The sequence below is a fragment of the Achromobacter kerstersii genome (assembly GCF_902859595.1).
Classification (GTDB): domain Bacteria; phylum Pseudomonadota; class Gammaproteobacteria; order Burkholderiales; family Burkholderiaceae_B; genus Achromobacter; species Achromobacter kerstersii.
In genome coordinates this window covers 16,183-31,507 of record NZ_CADIJQ010000005.1, presented here as the reverse complement: position 1 = coordinate 31,507, position 15,325 = coordinate 16,183, and the positions used below count along the sequence as shown (strand labels likewise).

Sequence of the window (15,325 nt, the reverse complement as noted above, 5' to 3'; positions counted from 1 at the left end):
CTCCTGCGTGGTGCTTGGGTCAGTAAACCCTGGGACACCGGGATTGGCCCGGTCTTGAGCCGGGTATTCAGGATGTGGATCACGGCACTTTTGCCGCCGCGGTCCGCAGAAATCAATGCGAAATCAGTACGAAATCAATCAGTGCGGGAACGGCCAGATGCGCAGCTTTTCCTTGCCGATGCTCCACAAGCGCGCCAGGCCGTGCGGCTCGGCGATCAGGAAGAACACGATCAGCGCGCCGAACACCATGTGCTCGATGTGCGCGGCCGTATCCACCGACAGCGGAATGCCCAGCGCATGCGGAATGTTCGACAGCGCCACCGGCACCAGCACGATGAAAGCCGCGCCAAAGAAGCTGCCGATAATCGACCCCAGCCCGCCGATGATCACCATGAACAGCAGCTGGAACGAACGCGTCAGGTCAAAGGCCAGCGGCTCCCATGAGCCCAGGTGGATGTAGCCCCACAAGGCGCCGGCCACACCAACGATGAACGAGCTCACCGCAAACGCTGTGAGCTTGGCGTACATCGGGCGAATGCCGATGACGGAAGCCGCCACGTCCATGTCGCGAATTGCCATCCATTGCCGGCCGATGGCGCCGCGCACCAGGTTCTTGGCCAGCAGGCTGAAGACCACCACCAGGATCAGCACGAACAAGTATTTTTCCAGCGCGGTCTGCACCGGCAAGCCGAAGGCGGTCAGCGGCGGCACCGACACGTTGCCCGACGACGAGTAGTTGGTGAAGAAGGGGATGCGCAGGAATGCCCAGTCCACAAAGAACTGCGCGGCCAGGGTTGCCACCGCCAGGTACAGGCCACGGATGCGCAAGCTGGGAATGCCGAAGATCACGCCCACCAGCGTGGCGAAGCAGCCGCCCAGCAGAATCTGGATGATCAGCGGCATGCCCGGAAAGCGCACGCCGAAGTTCCACGCCGCATACGCGCCCACCGCCATGAAGGCGCCGGTGCCCAGCGAGATCTGGCCGCAGTAGCCCACCAGAATATTCAGGCCGACTGCCGCCAGCGACAGGATCAGGAACGGAATCAGGATGGCGCGCAGCAGGTAGTCGGACGACAGCGCCGGCACCGCAATGAACGCCACCGCCATCAGCAGCCAGATGAAGATGCGGTCCTGGCGGATCGGGAAGATCTGCTGGTCGGCCCGGTACGTGGTCTTGAACTGGCCGTTTTCGCGATAGAACATGTTTTTATCCTAGAGGCCTGGTGGTTTACACGCGGTCGATGATCTTCTCGCCGAACAGCCCTTGCGGACGGAACAGCAGGAACACCAGCGCCAGCACATAGGCAAACCAGATTTCGATACCGCCGCCCACGAGCGACCCCAGGTAGACCTCGGACAGCTTTTCCCCCACGCCGATGATCAGGCCGCCCAGAATGGCGCCCGGCACCGACGTCAAGCCGCCCAGAATCACCACCGGCAACGCGCGCAGCGCTGCGGTGGACAGCGTGAATTGCACGCCGAACTTCGAGCCCCAGATAATGCCGGCCACCAGCGCCACCAGCCCCGCCACGCACCACACGATCACCCAGATGCGGTTCAGCGGAATGCCGATGGACTGCGCGGCCTGGTGGTCATCGGCCACGGCGCGCAGCGCGCGGCCCGTGGACGTGTACTGGAAGAACAGCGCCAACGTGGCCACCAGCAGCGCCGCAATGACGGCGGCTGTCAGGTCTTCCAGGTTGATCAGCAACCCGCCTTCAAAGACCGTGTCCAGAATCATCAACGGGTCTTTCGGCATGCCCACGTTGATGGAATACACCGAACTGCCGAACGTGATTTGCCCCAAGCCATCCAGGAAGTAGCTGATGCCGAGTGTCGCCATCAACAGCGTCGTGGCTTCCTGGTTGACCAGGTGGCGCAACACAAAGCGTTCAATGGCCACCGCCAGCAGGAACATCACCATGGCGCTGACAATGAACGCCAGCACGTTGGCCAGGATCATGTTGTCAAAGCCAAGCCAGCGCGGAATCCACTCCGAGAAGCGCGCCATCGACAAGGCGGCCACCAGCACCATCGCGCCCTGCGCAAAGTTGAAGACGCCGGATGCCTTGAAGATCAGCACAAAGCCCAGGCCGATCAGCGCATACATCATGCCGCTCATCAAGCCGCCGAATAAGGTCTCTAGAAAAAATCCCATGTCTGTCCGCCTTAGTGCGACACGCCGAGGTAGGCTTTGATGACGTCTTCATTCGCCCGGACTTCGTCCGGGCGGCCGTCGCCGATCTTCTTGCCGTAGTCCAGCACCACCACGCGGTCGGAAATATCCATGACCACGCCCATGTCGTGCTCGATCAGCACGATGGTGGTGCCGAATTCATCATTCACATCCAGGATGAAGCGGCTCATGTCCTGCTTCTCCTCGATATTCATGCCGGCCATGGGTTCGTCCAGCAACAGCAGGCGCGGCTCCATGGCCAGCGCGCGGCCCAGGTCCACGCGCTTTTGCAGGCCGTAGGGCAGGCGGCCCACGGGCGTTTTGCGATAGGCCTGAATTTCCAGGAAGTCGACGATGTTCTCGACGAATTCGCGGTGCTGCGTCTCTTCGCGCTCGGCCGGCCCCAGGCGAAACGCCTGCGACAGCAGCCCGCACTTCATGCGCAGGTTGCGGCCCGTCATGATGTTGTCCAGCACGCTCATGCCTTTGAACAAGGCCAGGTTCTGGAACGTGCGCGCGATGCCCATTTCGGCGGCGCGGCGCGGGTTCATCTTCGAGAAGCGTTCGCCGCGGAATTCGATGCCGCCTTTCTGCGGCGTGTAGACGCCGTTGATGACGTTGAGCATCGAGCTCTTGCCGGCGCCGTTGGGGCCGATGATGGCGCGAATCTCATGCTCGCGCACATTGAAGGAAATGTCCGTCAGCGCCTTCACGCCGCCAAAGGACAAGGAGATGTTCTGCATGTCCAGCATGACGTCGCCGATACGCTGGTCGCGGTCGTTGTTGCTCATGATCTCTACGCGGCTCGGGCTGTGATGGCGGGGAACGTCTTGACGGGGCGGATCTTCAGGTCGGCCGAGATCTTGCCGGTGCGTCCGTCTTCGAACTTCACTTCGGTCTCGATGAACTGCGATTGCTTGCCGCCAAACAACGCGTCGATCAGCACGCCATACTTCTGCGCGATGAACGCGCGGCGCACCTTGCGCGTGCGGGTCAGCTCGTCGTCATCGGGGTCCAGTTCTTTGTGCAGGATCAGGAAGCGGCTGATCTGCGATGCGCACAGCTTGGGGTCCGTGGCCAAGTCGGCATTCACCTGTTCGACGCATTCGGCGATCAGTTGATAGACCTCTTCTTTGGCGGCCAGGTCGGTGTAGCCCGCGTACGCCAGGCCACGGCGTTCGGCCCAGTTGCCCACGGCTTCGAGATCAATATTGATGAAGGCGCAGACGTCATCGCGGTCGGCGCCAAACGCCACGGCTTCCTTGATGTGCTGGAAGAACTTGAGCTTGTTCTCGATGTACTTCGGCGCGAACAGGCTGCCATTGGCCAACTTGCCCACGTCTTTCGCGCGATCAATGATCTTCAACTGGCCATCGGTGTCCAGGTAGCCCGCATCGCCCGTGTGGAACCAGCCGTCGGCGCTGCGTGCTTCGGCGGTGGCGGCCGGGTTGCGGTAGTACTCCTTGAACAGCCCCGGGCTCTTCACCAGAATTTCACCGTTGTCCGCGACGCGGATTTCCACGCCGGCCACCGGCGGGCCGACGGTGTCATCGCGCACCTTGCCGTCGGGCTGCACGCAGACGAACACGGACGTTTCAGTGGAACCGTACAACTGCTTCAGGTTGATGCCGATCGACCGGTAGAACACGAACAGGTCGGGGCCAATGGCCTCGCCCGCGGTGTACGCCACGCGCACGCGGCTCATGCCCAGCGCGTTGCGCAAGGGGCCGTAAATCAGCGCGTTGCCCAGCGCGTAACGCAGGCGGTCCCAGGCATTGACGGATTCGCCGTCCAGAATGCGCGTGCCCACGCGGCGCGCCAGCTTCATGCAGGCGCCGAACAATTTGCGCTTGATGTAGCCCGCGTCTTCCATGCGGATCATCACGTGCGTCAGCAGGCCTTCCAGCACGCGCGGCGGCGCGAAGTAATAGGTGGGGCCGATGTCGCGCATGTCGATCGACACGGTGTCGGGCGATTCGGGATGGTTCACGGTAAAGCCCGTGACCAGCAGCTGCGTGTACGAGAACATGTTCTGGCCGATCCACGCGGGCGGCAGGTACGCCAGCACGTCTTCCTGGTCGGTCAGCTTTTCCATTTCAGACACGGCGCGCGCGCGGTCGATCAGCGCATGGTGCGTAAGCACCACGCCCTTGGGCTTGCCTGTCGTGCCCGACGTATAGAACATGGCGGCCGGGTCGTGCGGCTGCACGGCGGCGATGGCGTGGTCCAGATAATCGGGATGCTGCGCGGCGTATTGCTGGCCCAGCGTTTCCAGCTGCTCGTACGATTGCAGCATCGCGTCGGTGTAATGGCGCAGGCCGCGCGGGTCATCGAACACCACCGCTTTGAGCGCGGGGCATTGCTCGCGCACTTCCAGCATCTTGTCGACCTGTTCCTGGTCTTCCACCACGGCCACGCTGATCTCGGCGTCTTGCAGCACGTAGACCATTTCTTGCGCAACCGCGTCTTGATAAAGCGGCACGGGAATCGCGCCCAGCGATTGCGTGGCCATCATGGCCATATACAGGCGGGGACGGTTTTCGCCGATGACGGCGACGTGCATGCCGGGGCGGATGCCCAGCGCCGCCAGGCCATTGGCCACATGGCGCACATGCGTCGCCACATCAGACCACGTCAGGGTTTGCCAGATCCCCAGATCTTTCTCTCGTATCGCGGGCCGCGACCCACGAACCTTGGCATGCGCGAACAGCAGCGCTGGAAAGGTATCCAGCGCCGCCGGCACCTGTGCAGATGCGGGCGATGAATGTGCCACGTTGTCTCCTCCGGTTTGGGCACATCGCGCCAGGGCCCGCGGGAGCGGTGATGGCGATGAGGGGCTTGACCAGTTGGTTTTAGATTTACGGCAGGAGTTAAGGTATAAGGTTGGGTTGCTACCAACTGTCACCATCGCGACATTCAAGGAACTTTTAGGGTATTCCCGATGCAGCTAGCCGACTCCCTGCAACTTGCCGCGGCCTGGTTTCGCGTGCTTAACGCCGAGCAGCAATCGCGCGTCGAGCGGGACCTGTCCGTGCAGCAAGTCGTTGCCGGATCGATCATAGAGCGCAAAGGTGAACTCGCACAGGCTTGGATTGGCGTATTGGCCGGATTGGTGAAGGTGTCGGTCGGCAACGCGGAAGGCAAGGTCGCATCATTGACGGGCGTACCCGCCGGCGGCTGGATCGGCGAGGGCTCGCTCTTGAAACGCGAAGTCCGCAAATATGACATCGTCGCCTTGCGAGATTCGGTCGTGGCGCGCCTGCCGGCTCCTGCTTTTGATTGGCTGCTGGACAACAGCATTCCGTTCAACCGCTACCTGCTCCACCAACTGAATGAGCGCGTGGCGCAGTTCATCGGCAAAGCGGAGTACGACCGTCTGCTGGACCCGGACGCGCGCGTGGCCCGTTGTCTGGCTGAACTCTTCAACCCCTTGCTGTATCCCGGCATGGGGATGCGCCTGACGATTACACAAGAAGAAGTCGGCTATCTGGCCCGGGTGTCGCGCCAGCGCGCAAACCAGGCGCTGCGCAAGCTGGAAGAAGCGGGCTTGCTGAATGTGGAATACGGCGCGGTGCGTGTGCTGGACCTGGATGGCCTGAAACAATACGGGTCGGATCGCAGCACGGTGGAAGGCGAACACGCGGCCTGACGGGACCAGTGGCCAGGCGGATGAAAAGTAAAAAAACCGCTTGACGTTAAATAGTGCGCTATTTAATATTGCGCAATGAAATCCAGATCCAAACCCAAAGCCGCGTTCAATCCGCTGCTGCTGGACAGCCAGCTGTGCTTCGCCTTGTATTCAACGTCACTGGCGATGAACAAGGTGTACCGCAAGCTCTTGCGCGGTCTGGATCTGACGTATCCGCAGTATCTGGTGATGCTGGTGCTGTGGGAGCGCGATGAAATTACGGTAACGGATATCGGCGACCGCCTGTTCCTGGATTCCGCCACGCTGACGCCGCTGTTAAAGCGCCTGGAAGCGGCAGGTCTGGTGACGCGCAAGCGGGCGGTGGACGACGAGCGCCAGGTGATTGTGACGCTGACCAAGCAAGGCCGCGACTTGCGAGAGCAAGCGGAAAACGTGCCTCACGCGATTGCCGGCGCCGCGCAATGCACGCTGGACGAAGCGCAAGGCATGATGAAGACGCTGCACGCGCTGCGGGAAAAGCTGGTCGATAGTGTTTGAAAGATGGGTGATCAGTGTCATCATCCGGTCTAGTAAGTAGCGCACGATTTACTTGTGTGCGATATTTATCGCTGACGCGGGAGGTCCCGCCCGGCAGGCAGTTCAACTTTTCATTCCAACAAGGAAACGCATCATGTCTATCGAAAAAGTCCTCTATCGCGCCAATGCCACCGCCACCGGCGGCCGTGAAGGCCGTGGCGTCAGCGACGACGGCAACCTGGACGTCAAGCTGACGACCCCGCGCGAACTGGGCGGCGCAGGCGCTGCTGGCACGAACCCGGAACAACTGTTCGCAGTGGGCTACTCGGCCTGCTTCCTGGGCGCAATGAAGTTCGTCGGCGGCCGCGACAAAATCGCGATTCCGGCAGACGTATCGGTGAACGGCATCGTGGGTATCGGCGCGATCCCCACCGGTTTCGGCATCGAAGTCGAACTGAAGATCTCGCTGCCGGGCATGGACCGTGAACTGGCGGAAAAGCTGGTCGCCGCCGCCCACATCGTCTGCCCGTACTCGAACGCCACGCGCGGCAACATCGATGTGACGTTGACGATTGTCTGATCGTTAGTCGAAGGTTGTGAATCGATTCAGACTGCATTTTTCCATGGACGGCTCCGTGGAAAATGCAGTCTGACTCCGCTGTTTAAAAATGCAGTCTGAATGCGATTTTTAAAAATGCAGTCTCGTCGAAATTGCAGTCTGATTGCGTTTGTCGAGCGACCAACATCGCCCAAAAAGCACCCAAACAAATCAGCCACACGCGAAGCGAAAAGAGCGACGACGCAGCACGATGCGTAAGCTCCAAAAGGCCGCCCGCGCGGCCGGCCTGGAGCGGGCCCCGCAAGATCTTCCACCACCCAAAACCCGTGGTGAGAACCCTAAGAAAACTATTCGCCCCAGCTGACGTCAAATTTCAACTACTCGAGCTCGTGTCGCCGGGGGCCTGCGGTGCGTGGGGCGTCGATAAGCCCGAGGGAATCTGAAGGAACCCGCCAACGGCGGGTGACGAAGATGACGACGGGGCAGTCCGGAGCGAAGGCTCCGGACCGCAATCGTTGCCCCGCGCACCGCAGGCCCCCGGCGTCACGGGCGGCATTAGAAAACGAACCAACGCCAACCCCCCCTCAATGCCCCCCACCCAAATAAGCCGCCACCACCGCCGGATCCCCCCGTAACTTCTCCGCACTTCCGTGCACAGAAATCCGCCCGTTCTCCAGCACATACCCGTAATCCGCCACCTGCAACGCCGCAGCCGCGAACTGCTCAACCAGCAGCATCGTCACCCCTTCATCCTTCAGCCGCGCAATAATCCTGAATACCTCTTCCACCAGAATCGGCGCCAACCCCATCGACGGTTCGTCCAGCAGCACCAGCTCCGGATTCAGCATCACGGCGCGCGCCATGGCCAGCATCTGCTGTTCACCGCCCGACAACGTGCCGGCCAGTTGATCGCGGCGTTCCTTCAGGCGCGGAAACAGATCCATCGCACGTCCCAGATCCGCCTGCACATCGCCTTTCGGCCGGCTTCCCGTCAAGCGCGGAAACGCGCCCAGCAGCAGGTTGTCCGTCACCGACAGTGTCGGAAACACACGCCGCCCCTCCGGCGAATGCGCCAGCCCCAGCCGCGCGATGCGATGAGACTCCAGGCCATCAATGCGCTTGCCGCCCAACGTGATTTCGCCCGCCGTCGGGCGGATCATGCCGGACACGGCACGCATCGTTGTCGTCTTGCCCGCCCCGTTTGAGCCAATCAGCGTCACGACTTTCGCCTTCGGCACCTCCATGCTGATGCCGTGCAGCACCTTCACCTTGCCGTAACCCGCTTCCAGATTCTTGATCGATAGCATCTTGTTGTCCTCTTGGCGTCAGGCGGGCGCGCCGCCCAGATACGCCTCGATAACCTTGGCGTTGCTTTGCACTTCGTTCGGCAGGCCCTCGGCGATCTTCTGGCCGAAGTCCAGCACCGACACCGTGTCGCACACCCCCATCACCACATCCATGTGGTGCTCGATGAGGATCAGCGTGATGCCGTGATCGCGCACCTTGCGGATGATGGCCAGCAGCTCGACGATGTCGGGCGCGGTCAGGCCGGCCGCGGGTTCGTCCAGCAGCAGCAGTTGCGGGTCCAGCGCCAGCGCGCGGGCGATTTCAAGCAGGCGTTGCTTGCCATAGGGCAGGTTGCGCGCTTCTTCGGTGGCCAGGGATTCCAGGCCCACGAACTCCAGCAGCGCCATCGCGCGGGCCCGTGCGCCTTGCTCTTCGCCCTTCCACTTCGGCGTGCGCAGCGCAATGCCGGCCAAGCCCGTGGTGAACGTGTGATGCAGACCCACCAACACGTTCTCCAGCGCCGTCATCTCGCCAAACAGCTGCACGTTCTGGAAGGTGCGCGCAATGCCTGCGGCCGCGATGTCCGCGGGCGCCAGGCCGACCAGCGACTTGCCCGAGAACTCCACCGCGCCAGCCGTTGGCACATAGATGCCCGTCAGCACGTTCATCATGGTGCTCTTGCCCGAACCGTTCGGGCCGATCAGGCCGTGGATGGTGCCGCGCTTGATGGTCAGGTCGACTTCGTTCAACGCCTTCAGGCCGCCGAACTGCATCAGCACGCTCTTGGCCGTCAGCAAGGTCTCGCCCTTGCCGGCCACCACGGCGTCCGGCACCGCGTCCTGCTCTTTGACCAGGTCCTTCTTCACCGATAGCGCCGCGCGGCGATTCGAGAAGAACAGGTTGCGCACAAAGCCCACGATGCCGTCAGGCAGGTAGTACACAACGAACAGAATCATCGCGCCGAAGATGGTCAGGCGCCAGTCGGTCACGGCTTCCAGCCAGTACGAGAAGATCGCCAGCACGATGGTGCCGACTACCGGCACCACCACGCGGCGCGGTTCGGCGCGGCCCTTGGACACGGCGATGATGCTGCCCACCGTCACCAGGATGGCCACCGCCAGCGCGATCAGCCGGAAGGTGCCGATGTCGTCCAGCATCTTGGGCAGCAGCACGATGATGGACGCGCCCAGCAGCGCGCCCGTGCGGCTCTTGCGCCCGCCCATGATGATGGCCAGCAGGAACAGGATGGTCAGTTCGAAGTTGTACGTGTTGGGCGAAATGTACTGCTCGGAATACGAATACAGCGCACCCGCCAGGCCGGCGAAACCGGCGCTGATCACGAACGCGAACACCTTGTGCCGGTAGACCGACACGCCCATGCAGTCGGACGCAATCGGGCTGTCGCGCAACGCTTCGAACGAACGGCCCAGGTGCGACTTCAGGATGCGGTGCACGACGATCAGCGAGATCACCAGCAGCGCGCCCACCAGCCAGAAGTATTCGCTTTTGGTCAGGATGTGCCCGCCGATGGACGGCTTGGGAATCTTGATGCCCAACGGGCCTTCGGTCATGAAGGTCATCTCGTTGATCAGGATCTGGATGATGGTGCCAAACGCCAGCGTCACCATCGCCAGGTACGGCCCCGTGACCCGTAGCGCCGGCAACGCCAGCACCGCGCCAAACGCCGCCGCAATCAGGATGGCGGCGGGAAGAATCACCCAGATGGGCATTTGCAAGTGAAAGAACAGCACGCCCGCCACATACGAGCCGATGCCGAAGAGCCCGGCGTGGCCCAGCGAGACCTGGCCGGTGTAGCCCACCACGATATCGAGCCCGAACAGCAGGATCGAATAGATCATGATCGTTTCGATCAGGTGCAGGTAATACGTGTTGGTCACGCCCAGCGGCACGGCCGCCAGGCAGGCGATAGCCACGATGGATAGCAACAGGTGCAAGGGTTTCATCGCTTACACCTTCTTGATCGCGGTCTTGCCGAACAGGCCGGCGGGCTTGAAGGTCAGTACGAGCAGCAGCAACACCAATCCCGGCACGTCTTTGTACCCCGTCGAAAGATAGAAACCGGTGGTCGTTTCGGCGATCCCCAGGATCAGCCCGCCCACCACAACACCCATCCCGCTGGACAGGCCGCCGATAATCGCCACGGCGAACGCCTTCAAGCCCAGCACCGCGCCCATCGTGGCGCCGGTGAGCGTCAGCGGCGCGACCAGCACGCCCGCAAACGCGGCGGTCAGCGACGACAGCGCGTACGAGAACGTGATCACCATGCCCGTGTTGATACCCATCAGGCCAGCCGCGTCGCGGTCATTGGACGTGGCGACAAACGCTTTGCCGTAGATGGATTTGCGGTTGAAGATTTCCACCAGAATCATCATGCCCAGCGCGCCGAAGACCACCAGCAGCTCCATCGGCAAGACGTTCGCGCCCAGCACCTGGATCGGCGCTTCGGGCAGCGGCGAGGGGAAGCGCAAGTCGTCGCGGCCCCAGATGTTTTCGGCCACGTTCTTGAAGATGATCCCCAAGGCGATGGTGGCCATGATCCAGCCGAATTCCGATCGCGTCTTGATGGCCGGCCGCACGCCAACCCGCTCGACCAGCGCGCCTTGCGCGAAGCCGAAGATGCAGACGATGGGAATCATGACCCAGTAGTTCACGCCCAGGCCGACGAGCGTCAGCCCGACCAGTGCGCCCAGCATCAAGGCTTCGCCTTGACCGAAGTTGAGTGTGCCGGATGTGGCGAAGGTGAGCTGGTACCCGAACGCAATCACGGCATAGATCATGCCTAGCGCGATACCGCTATAGATGAGCTGTAGAAGAATCATGGTGTGTGTCTTGAGGCGCTGTGTTCCGTCCCAACCCCCTTGGGCAGAACGCTGTTTTCAGACGGCTGCATGCCCCGCACCCGATCACCGGGGCGCGGGCGGCGGCGGCCGGGAAGCCGCCGCCTTCCTGCTTGTTTCAGGCTTAGTTGGCCTTGACGACGCGGCCGCCCTTGACCTCGCCGATCACCACTTCCTTCGCGGAGATGGCGTCGTGGTTGTTGTGGGTGAACGGCTTGTTGTAGGTCATCACCACGCCTTCGACGGGCGTTTGCAGGTTCTCAAGCGCCTCGCGGACCTTGGGGCCGTCGGTGGAGTTGGCCTGCTTGATGGCCGCGGCCAGCAAGAAGATCGAGTCATAGCCCTGGGCCGCCGACACCGGGGAGTCGATGCGGTTGTTCTTGGGCTTGAACTTGGCCAGGTAGGCGTCGATGAAGGCCTTGCGCTTGGGCGTGTCGGGGTCCTGGATGAAGGTTTGCGGCATGCGCGCGCCTTCGCCGTTGGCGCCGGAGTTGTCGATGTAGTTGGCCATCGACAAGGTCCAGCTGCCGATGATCGGCACCTTCCAGCCCAGCTTGGTCATGCCGTTGGCGATCTGGGCCAGCTCGGGGCCGATGCCGTAGGTCAGCACGGCTTCGGCGCCGGCGGACTTGGCCTTCAACAGCTGGGCCGTCATGTCGACGTCCTTGATGTTGAATTTCTCAACGGCCACGGGCTTGATGCCCTTGGCGTCCAGGGCCTTTTCCAGATCCTCGCGGCCAAGCTGGCCGTAGTTGGTGGAGTCGGCCAGGATGGCGACCTTCTTGAAACCGCGGCGCGTGATCGCTTCTTCCACGATCATCGGGGCCTGGATGCTGTCATGCGCCGCATTGCGGAACACGTAGTTGTCGGGGTATTCCGGCGCCTTGAACTGGTGCGTGATCACGCTGCCTGTTGCCACGTTGTTGAAGACGGGGATCTTGGCGTCCTGGTAGAACCGTTGCGAGGCCAGCGCCACGCCGGTGTTGATGTAGCCGACGGTGGCGGCCACTTGTTCCTTGTTGATCAGTTCCTGGGCGATCTGCACGCCGCGCTCGTTCTTGGCTTCGTCGTCGCGTTCGACGGCAACCAGCTGGCGGCCGAGGACGCCACCGTTCTTATTGATTTCTTCAATGGCCAGACGCACGCCGTCGCGCATGCTGACGCCCATGGATGAGGAGCCGCCGGTGTACGGGCCGGCCACGCCGATCTTGATGGGGTCGGCGGCGTAAGACGCGGCCGATGCGGCAAATGCAAGGGTTCCTGCTAGCAGCTTCAAACGAAAATCCATGGATGTCTCCGTTGTAATTAGATTGACTGCGTGGAAAACCGGTTGCCGGCGCCAGGCGGCGAGAAATCAATGTTGCGGCGCTCTCCTGTGTTGCGTGTTGTGACTGTCTGCTTAATCGCTTACGCGAATCTGACCCGGCGGGGTTTTTCCGCGTAAATACCTAGTACGAGCGCAGGGGTAGCGGAAATTCATTCCGCATCCGACTAGAAATTTATTCCTGGCTGGCCGCCAGGCCGCGTGGCCATTGGGAGGCTTGTTCGCAGACGTCTTCGAGCCATAGGGAAAACGCTTGGACCGCGTTGCCGGGCGGCCGCGAGGTTTCGGTGCAAAGGTGATATTGGGATTCGCCGGGGATGTCGATGCCGAGCACGCGCACGAGCTTGCCCTCGTCCAGCCATTCCGCCGCCAGCGAACGGCGGGTCAGCGCCAGGCCCTGGCCCGCGCGCGCCGCCGCCAGCATCATGCCCAGATCCACCAGCCAGACCCCGCGTGACGGCTCGGGCCAGTCCAGGCCGGCTTCGGCCAGCCACGGGCGCCACGGCTCCATCGGGCAACGCAGCAAGCCGGCACGGGCCAGATCTTCCGGCCGGTCAAAGGGGCCATGATCGGCCAGGTAGGCGGGCGAGCACACTGCGAATACGCGGTCAGACGTCAATTGCCTTGCGGTCAGGCCGGGATACTTGCCGCTGCCAAAGCGCACCCAGACGTCGGCGTTGGGCGGCATGATATCCAGATAGGGAATGGACAACATGATCTCCAGCTCGACCTCGGGGTGCGCGGCGGTGAAGCCGGGCAGGTAGGGGATCAGCACCTGCCGGGCGAAGGTGGGCGTGGAGACGACGCGCAGCGGTTCGGGCTTGGGCTCACCGCGTTTGTGCAGCGAGGCGTCCGACAGCAGGTCCAGCGCGGTGCGGACCTGGTTCAGGTAGTCGCGCCCGGCGGCGCTGAGCGTGGCGCCACGGCTGCTGCGGATGAACAGGGAAACGTCCAGCAAGGCTTCCAGCGCGGCAATGCGTTTGCCGATGGCGCTGGCGGTCACGAAGAGTTCTTCGCTGGCGCGTTCGAAAGAGCCCAGCCGCGCCGCCGCCTCGAACGCCTGGATGGCGGCGAGCGGAGGCAGGCGCACGTCTTTGGAGAGTGAGGCACTGCGAAGTGAGGAACCGCGCATGATCGTCTGGCGGGCCGGCCGTGCGCCCGACGAAGAGTGGCAACGGGGGAGATTATAAAAGTGATGGCAAAGCGCCGCCCCGGCCATCAGGCGGGGGCGGCGCGGAACCGTCTGCCGAAGGACGGCTGCGAGAAGGGGCTTAGACGCCCTTGACTGCCAGGCTGATCGCCAGCCCGATCATGACAACCGCGATAACGCCGTCCAGCACGCGCCACGCTGATGCGCGGGCAAAGAACGGTGCGAACAGGCGCGAACCGATGCCCAGCACGGCCAGCCACAACAAGCTGGCGGTGAACGCGCCGCCGGCAAATGCCATGCGGGCATCGTCAAAGCCGTGCGCCAGCGAGCCAACCACCACCATGTCCAGCCAGAAATGGGGGTTCAGCAGCGAAAAGCCCAGCGCGCCCAACATGGCGGCACGGCGCGACGGCACTACCTCGCGGGCGGCGGCCAGGCCGCCGGTGGCGGTCCAGGCGCGGCGCGCGGATTGCAGGCCGTACCAGGACAGGAACGCCACGCCGAACCACAGCACGGCAGTCGTCAGCCAAGGGAACCAGGCGGTCAGCGCTTGCAGGCCGGACACGCTGGCAAAGATGAAGACGGCGTCGATCAGCGCGCAGATGGCGACCACGCTGAGAAGATGCGCGCGCATCAGGCCCTGGCGCAGGATGAAGGCGCTTTGCGCGCCGACGACGGCGAACAAGCCCAGGCCCGTGGCGGTGCCGCTGGCCCAGGCGGTCAGGAAGAGGGGGGACGAAAGGGTGGCGAACATGATGCGATTACCTGTAACTGCAACGCCTGTGGCGGCGCTTTGATGTCGGTGCCGGACGCATTGCGCGCTCCGGTGATAACGAATTGTCCCTTGCGCACCCTATGAAATACAGCTAATTTTCCTTCACTATATTAAGCAAAACTAATTTATGAAAATCGATCATGGCAACCTGCGGGCGCTGGCCGCCGTGGTGCGGGAAGGCAGTTTCGAGCGGGCCGCTTTGTCGCTTAGCGTGACGCCGTCGGCCGTGTCGCAGCGGATCAAGGCGCTGGAAGACCGCATGGGCCGCTTGCTGGTGCAGCGCACGGTGCCGGCGGCGGCCACGGCGGATGGGCGGGTGCTGGTGCAACTGGCCGAGCAGACGGCGCTGCTGGAGCACGACGCGCTGAACCGCTTGGGCGTGACGGACGACGATGTGCCCCACGCCAGCATCCCCATCGCGGTCAATCACGACAGCCTGGAAACCTGGTTCGTCGATGCGGCCCTGGCGTTCTCGGCCCGCACCCGCGCCACGCTGGACATGCTGTCCGAAGACCAGGACCACACCGCCGCGCTGCTGCGCAACGGTTCGGTGCTGGGGGCGGTGACGACGCTGGCGGACCCGGTGCAGGGCTGCCGCATCCACGCGCTGGGCAGCATGCGCTACGTGGCGACCTGCACGCCCGATTTCCACAAGCGCTATTTCGCAAGCGGCGTGAACGCACAAACTCTGGCGCAGGCCCCGGTGCTGGTGTTCAACCGCAAGGACGCCTTGCAGGCGCGCTTTGCACACAAGATCTCGGACCCCGCGCCCTGGCAGCCGCCGGTTTGGTGGGTGCCGTCCACGCGCGCGTTCGTGCAGGCGACGCTGGGCGGGCTGGGCTGGACGATGAATCCGCTGCCGCTGGTACAGGAACACCTTGATGCCGGTCATCTGATGCTGCTTCGGGGGCGCGCCTGGGAGGATGTGCCCCTTTATTGGCAGCATTGGCGGGTAAACTCCGAGGCGATGGAAGCCTTGACCGATTCGGTTCTGTCAGCCGCCCGCAGCTTGGTCCGGCGGCGTTAACCCA

Annotated in this window: 14 protein-coding genes; 4 read left to right on the top strand and 10 right to left on the bottom strand. The window is 62.9% G+C overall.

The window, feature by feature from the left end:
• Window positions 1-138: 138 nt before the first annotated feature.
• The 4 genes from HV765_RS15920 to HV765_RS15905 are packed head-to-tail and all read right to left on the bottom strand — an operon-like array spanning window position 139 to window position 4,949.
• Window positions 139-1,203: a branched-chain amino acid ABC transporter permease gene (locus HV765_RS15920; protein WP_054420706.1), complete on the bottom strand. Its 1,065-nt coding sequence runs from the start codon at window positions 1,201-1,203 to the stop codon at window positions 139-141.
• 25 nt (window positions 1,204-1,228) lie between these two features.
• On the bottom strand, window positions 1,229-2,158 hold the full coding sequence (locus HV765_RS15915; protein WP_046803042.1) for a branched-chain amino acid ABC transporter permease: 930 nt from the start codon (window positions 2,156-2,158) through the stop codon (window positions 1,229-1,231).
• Between the two features lie 11 nt (window positions 2,159-2,169).
• Window positions 2,170-2,967, bottom strand: coding sequence for an ABC transporter ATP-binding protein (locus tag HV765_RS15910; RefSeq protein WP_054420705.1), 798 nt, complete (start codon window positions 2,965-2,967; stop codon window positions 2,170-2,172).
• A 5-nt stretch (window positions 2,968-2,972) separates the two neighbouring features.
• A complete protein-coding gene (locus HV765_RS15905) occupies window positions 2,973-4,949 on the bottom strand; it encodes an AMP-dependent synthetase/ligase (protein ID WP_175170315.1) in 1,977 nt (658 codons plus the stop codon).
• A 168-nt stretch (window positions 4,950-5,117) separates the two neighbouring features.
• Here HV765_RS15905 and HV765_RS15900 point away from each other — a divergent pair, with 168 nt between their 5' ends.
• The 3 genes from HV765_RS15900 (at window position 5,118) to HV765_RS15890 (ending at window position 6,921) form a co-directional block, all read left to right on the top strand.
• Window positions 5,118-5,825: a Crp/Fnr family transcriptional regulator gene (locus tag HV765_RS15900; RefSeq protein WP_054420703.1), complete on the top strand. Its 708-nt coding sequence runs from the start codon at window positions 5,118-5,120 to the stop codon at window positions 5,823-5,825.
• Window positions 5,826-5,900: 75 nt separating this feature from the next.
• On the top strand, window positions 5,901-6,362 hold the full coding sequence (locus tag HV765_RS15895) for a MarR family winged helix-turn-helix transcriptional regulator (protein ID WP_175170314.1): 462 nt from the start codon (window positions 5,901-5,903) through the stop codon (window positions 6,360-6,362).
• A gap of 133 nt (window positions 6,363-6,495) precedes the next feature.
• A complete protein-coding gene (locus tag HV765_RS15890; RefSeq protein WP_054420701.1) occupies window positions 6,496-6,921 on the top strand; it encodes an organic hydroperoxide resistance protein in 426 nt (141 codons plus the stop codon).
• Window positions 6,922-7,484: 563 nt separating this feature from the next.
• Here HV765_RS15890 and HV765_RS15885 read toward each other — a convergent pair.
• The 6 genes from HV765_RS15885 to HV765_RS15860 form a co-directional block, all read right to left on the bottom strand.
• The gene (locus HV765_RS15885; protein WP_054420700.1) at window positions 7,485-8,207 is read right to left on the bottom strand and encodes an ABC transporter ATP-binding protein; all 723 of its coding nucleotides are present in this window, start codon (window positions 8,205-8,207) and stop codon (window positions 7,485-7,487) included.
• Window positions 8,208-8,225: 18 nt separating this feature from the next.
• Window positions 8,226-10,151 (bottom strand): branched-chain amino acid ABC transporter ATP-binding protein/permease, encoded by a 1,926-nt coding sequence (locus HV765_RS15880; protein ID WP_054420699.1) that lies wholly within the window; start codon window positions 10,149-10,151, stop codon window positions 8,226-8,228.
• A gap of 3 nt (window positions 10,152-10,154) precedes the next feature.
• Window positions 10,155-11,027, bottom strand: coding sequence for a branched-chain amino acid ABC transporter permease (locus tag HV765_RS15875; protein WP_006216335.1), 873 nt, complete (start codon window positions 11,025-11,027; stop codon window positions 10,155-10,157).
• 142 nt (window positions 11,028-11,169) lie between these two features.
• The gene (locus tag HV765_RS15870; protein ID WP_175170313.1) at window positions 11,170-12,333 is read right to left on the bottom strand and encodes an ABC transporter substrate-binding protein; all 1,164 of its coding nucleotides are present in this window, start codon (window positions 12,331-12,333) and stop codon (window positions 11,170-11,172) included.
• Window positions 12,334-12,544: 211 nt separating this feature from the next.
• Window positions 12,545-13,501 (bottom strand): LysR substrate-binding domain-containing protein, encoded by a 957-nt coding sequence (locus tag HV765_RS15865; RefSeq protein WP_254600609.1) that lies wholly within the window; start codon window positions 13,499-13,501, stop codon window positions 12,545-12,547.
• Window positions 13,502-13,640: 139 nt separating this feature from the next.
• A complete protein-coding gene (locus tag HV765_RS15860; RefSeq protein ID WP_054420696.1) occupies window positions 13,641-14,273 on the bottom strand; it encodes a LysE/ArgO family amino acid transporter in 633 nt (210 codons plus the stop codon).
• A 148-nt stretch (window positions 14,274-14,421) separates the two neighbouring features.
• Here HV765_RS15860 and HV765_RS15855 point away from each other — a divergent pair, with 148 nt between their 5' ends.
• A complete protein-coding gene (locus tag HV765_RS15855) occupies window positions 14,422-15,321 on the top strand; it encodes a LysR family transcriptional regulator ArgP (protein ID WP_054420695.1) in 900 nt (299 codons plus the stop codon).
• Window positions 15,322-15,325 lie beyond the last annotated feature (4 nt).

Coding starts and splice junctions, on each gene's coding strand:
- HV765_RS15920 (WP_054420706.1), bottom strand. CDS start 1,203: ATGTTCTATCGCGAAAACGGCCAGTTCAAGACCACGTACCGGGCCGAC.
- HV765_RS15855 (WP_054420695.1), top strand. CDS start 14,422: ATGAAAATCGATCATGGCAACCTGCGGGCGCTGGCCGCCGTGGTGCGG.
- HV765_RS15900 (WP_054420703.1), top strand. CDS start 5,118: ATGCAGCTAGCCGACTCCCTGCAACTTGCCGCGGCCTGGTTTCGCGTG.
- HV765_RS15895 (WP_175170314.1), top strand. CDS start 5,901: ATGAAATCCAGATCCAAACCCAAAGCCGCGTTCAATCCGCTGCTGCTG.
- HV765_RS15885 (WP_054420700.1), bottom strand. CDS start 8,207: ATGCTATCGATCAAGAATCTGGAAGCGGGTTACGGCAAGGTGAAGGTG.
- HV765_RS15865 (WP_254600609.1), bottom strand. CDS start 13,501: ATGCGCGGTTCCTCACTTCGCAGTGCCTCACTCTCCAAAGACGTGCGC.
- HV765_RS15870 (WP_175170313.1), bottom strand. CDS start 12,333: ATGGATTTTCGTTTGAAGCTGCTAGCAGGAACCCTTGCATTTGCCGCA.
- HV765_RS15875 (WP_006216335.1), bottom strand. CDS start 11,027: ATGATTCTTCTACAGCTCATCTATAGCGGTATCGCGCTAGGCATGATC.
- HV765_RS15890 (WP_054420701.1), top strand. CDS start 6,496: ATGTCTATCGAAAAAGTCCTCTATCGCGCCAATGCCACCGCCACCGGC.
- HV765_RS15910 (WP_054420705.1), bottom strand. CDS start 2,967: ATGAGCAACAACGACCGCGACCAGCGTATCGGCGACGTCATGCTGGAC.
- HV765_RS15880 (WP_054420699.1), bottom strand. CDS start 10,151: ATGAAACCCTTGCACCTGTTGCTATCCATCGTGGCTATCGCCTGCCTG.
- HV765_RS15860 (WP_054420696.1), bottom strand. CDS start 14,273: ATGTTCGCCACCCTTTCGTCCCCCCTCTTCCTGACCGCCTGGGCCAGC.
- HV765_RS15915 (WP_046803042.1), bottom strand. CDS start 2,158: ATGGGATTTTTTCTAGAGACCTTATTCGGCGGCTTGATGAGCGGCATG.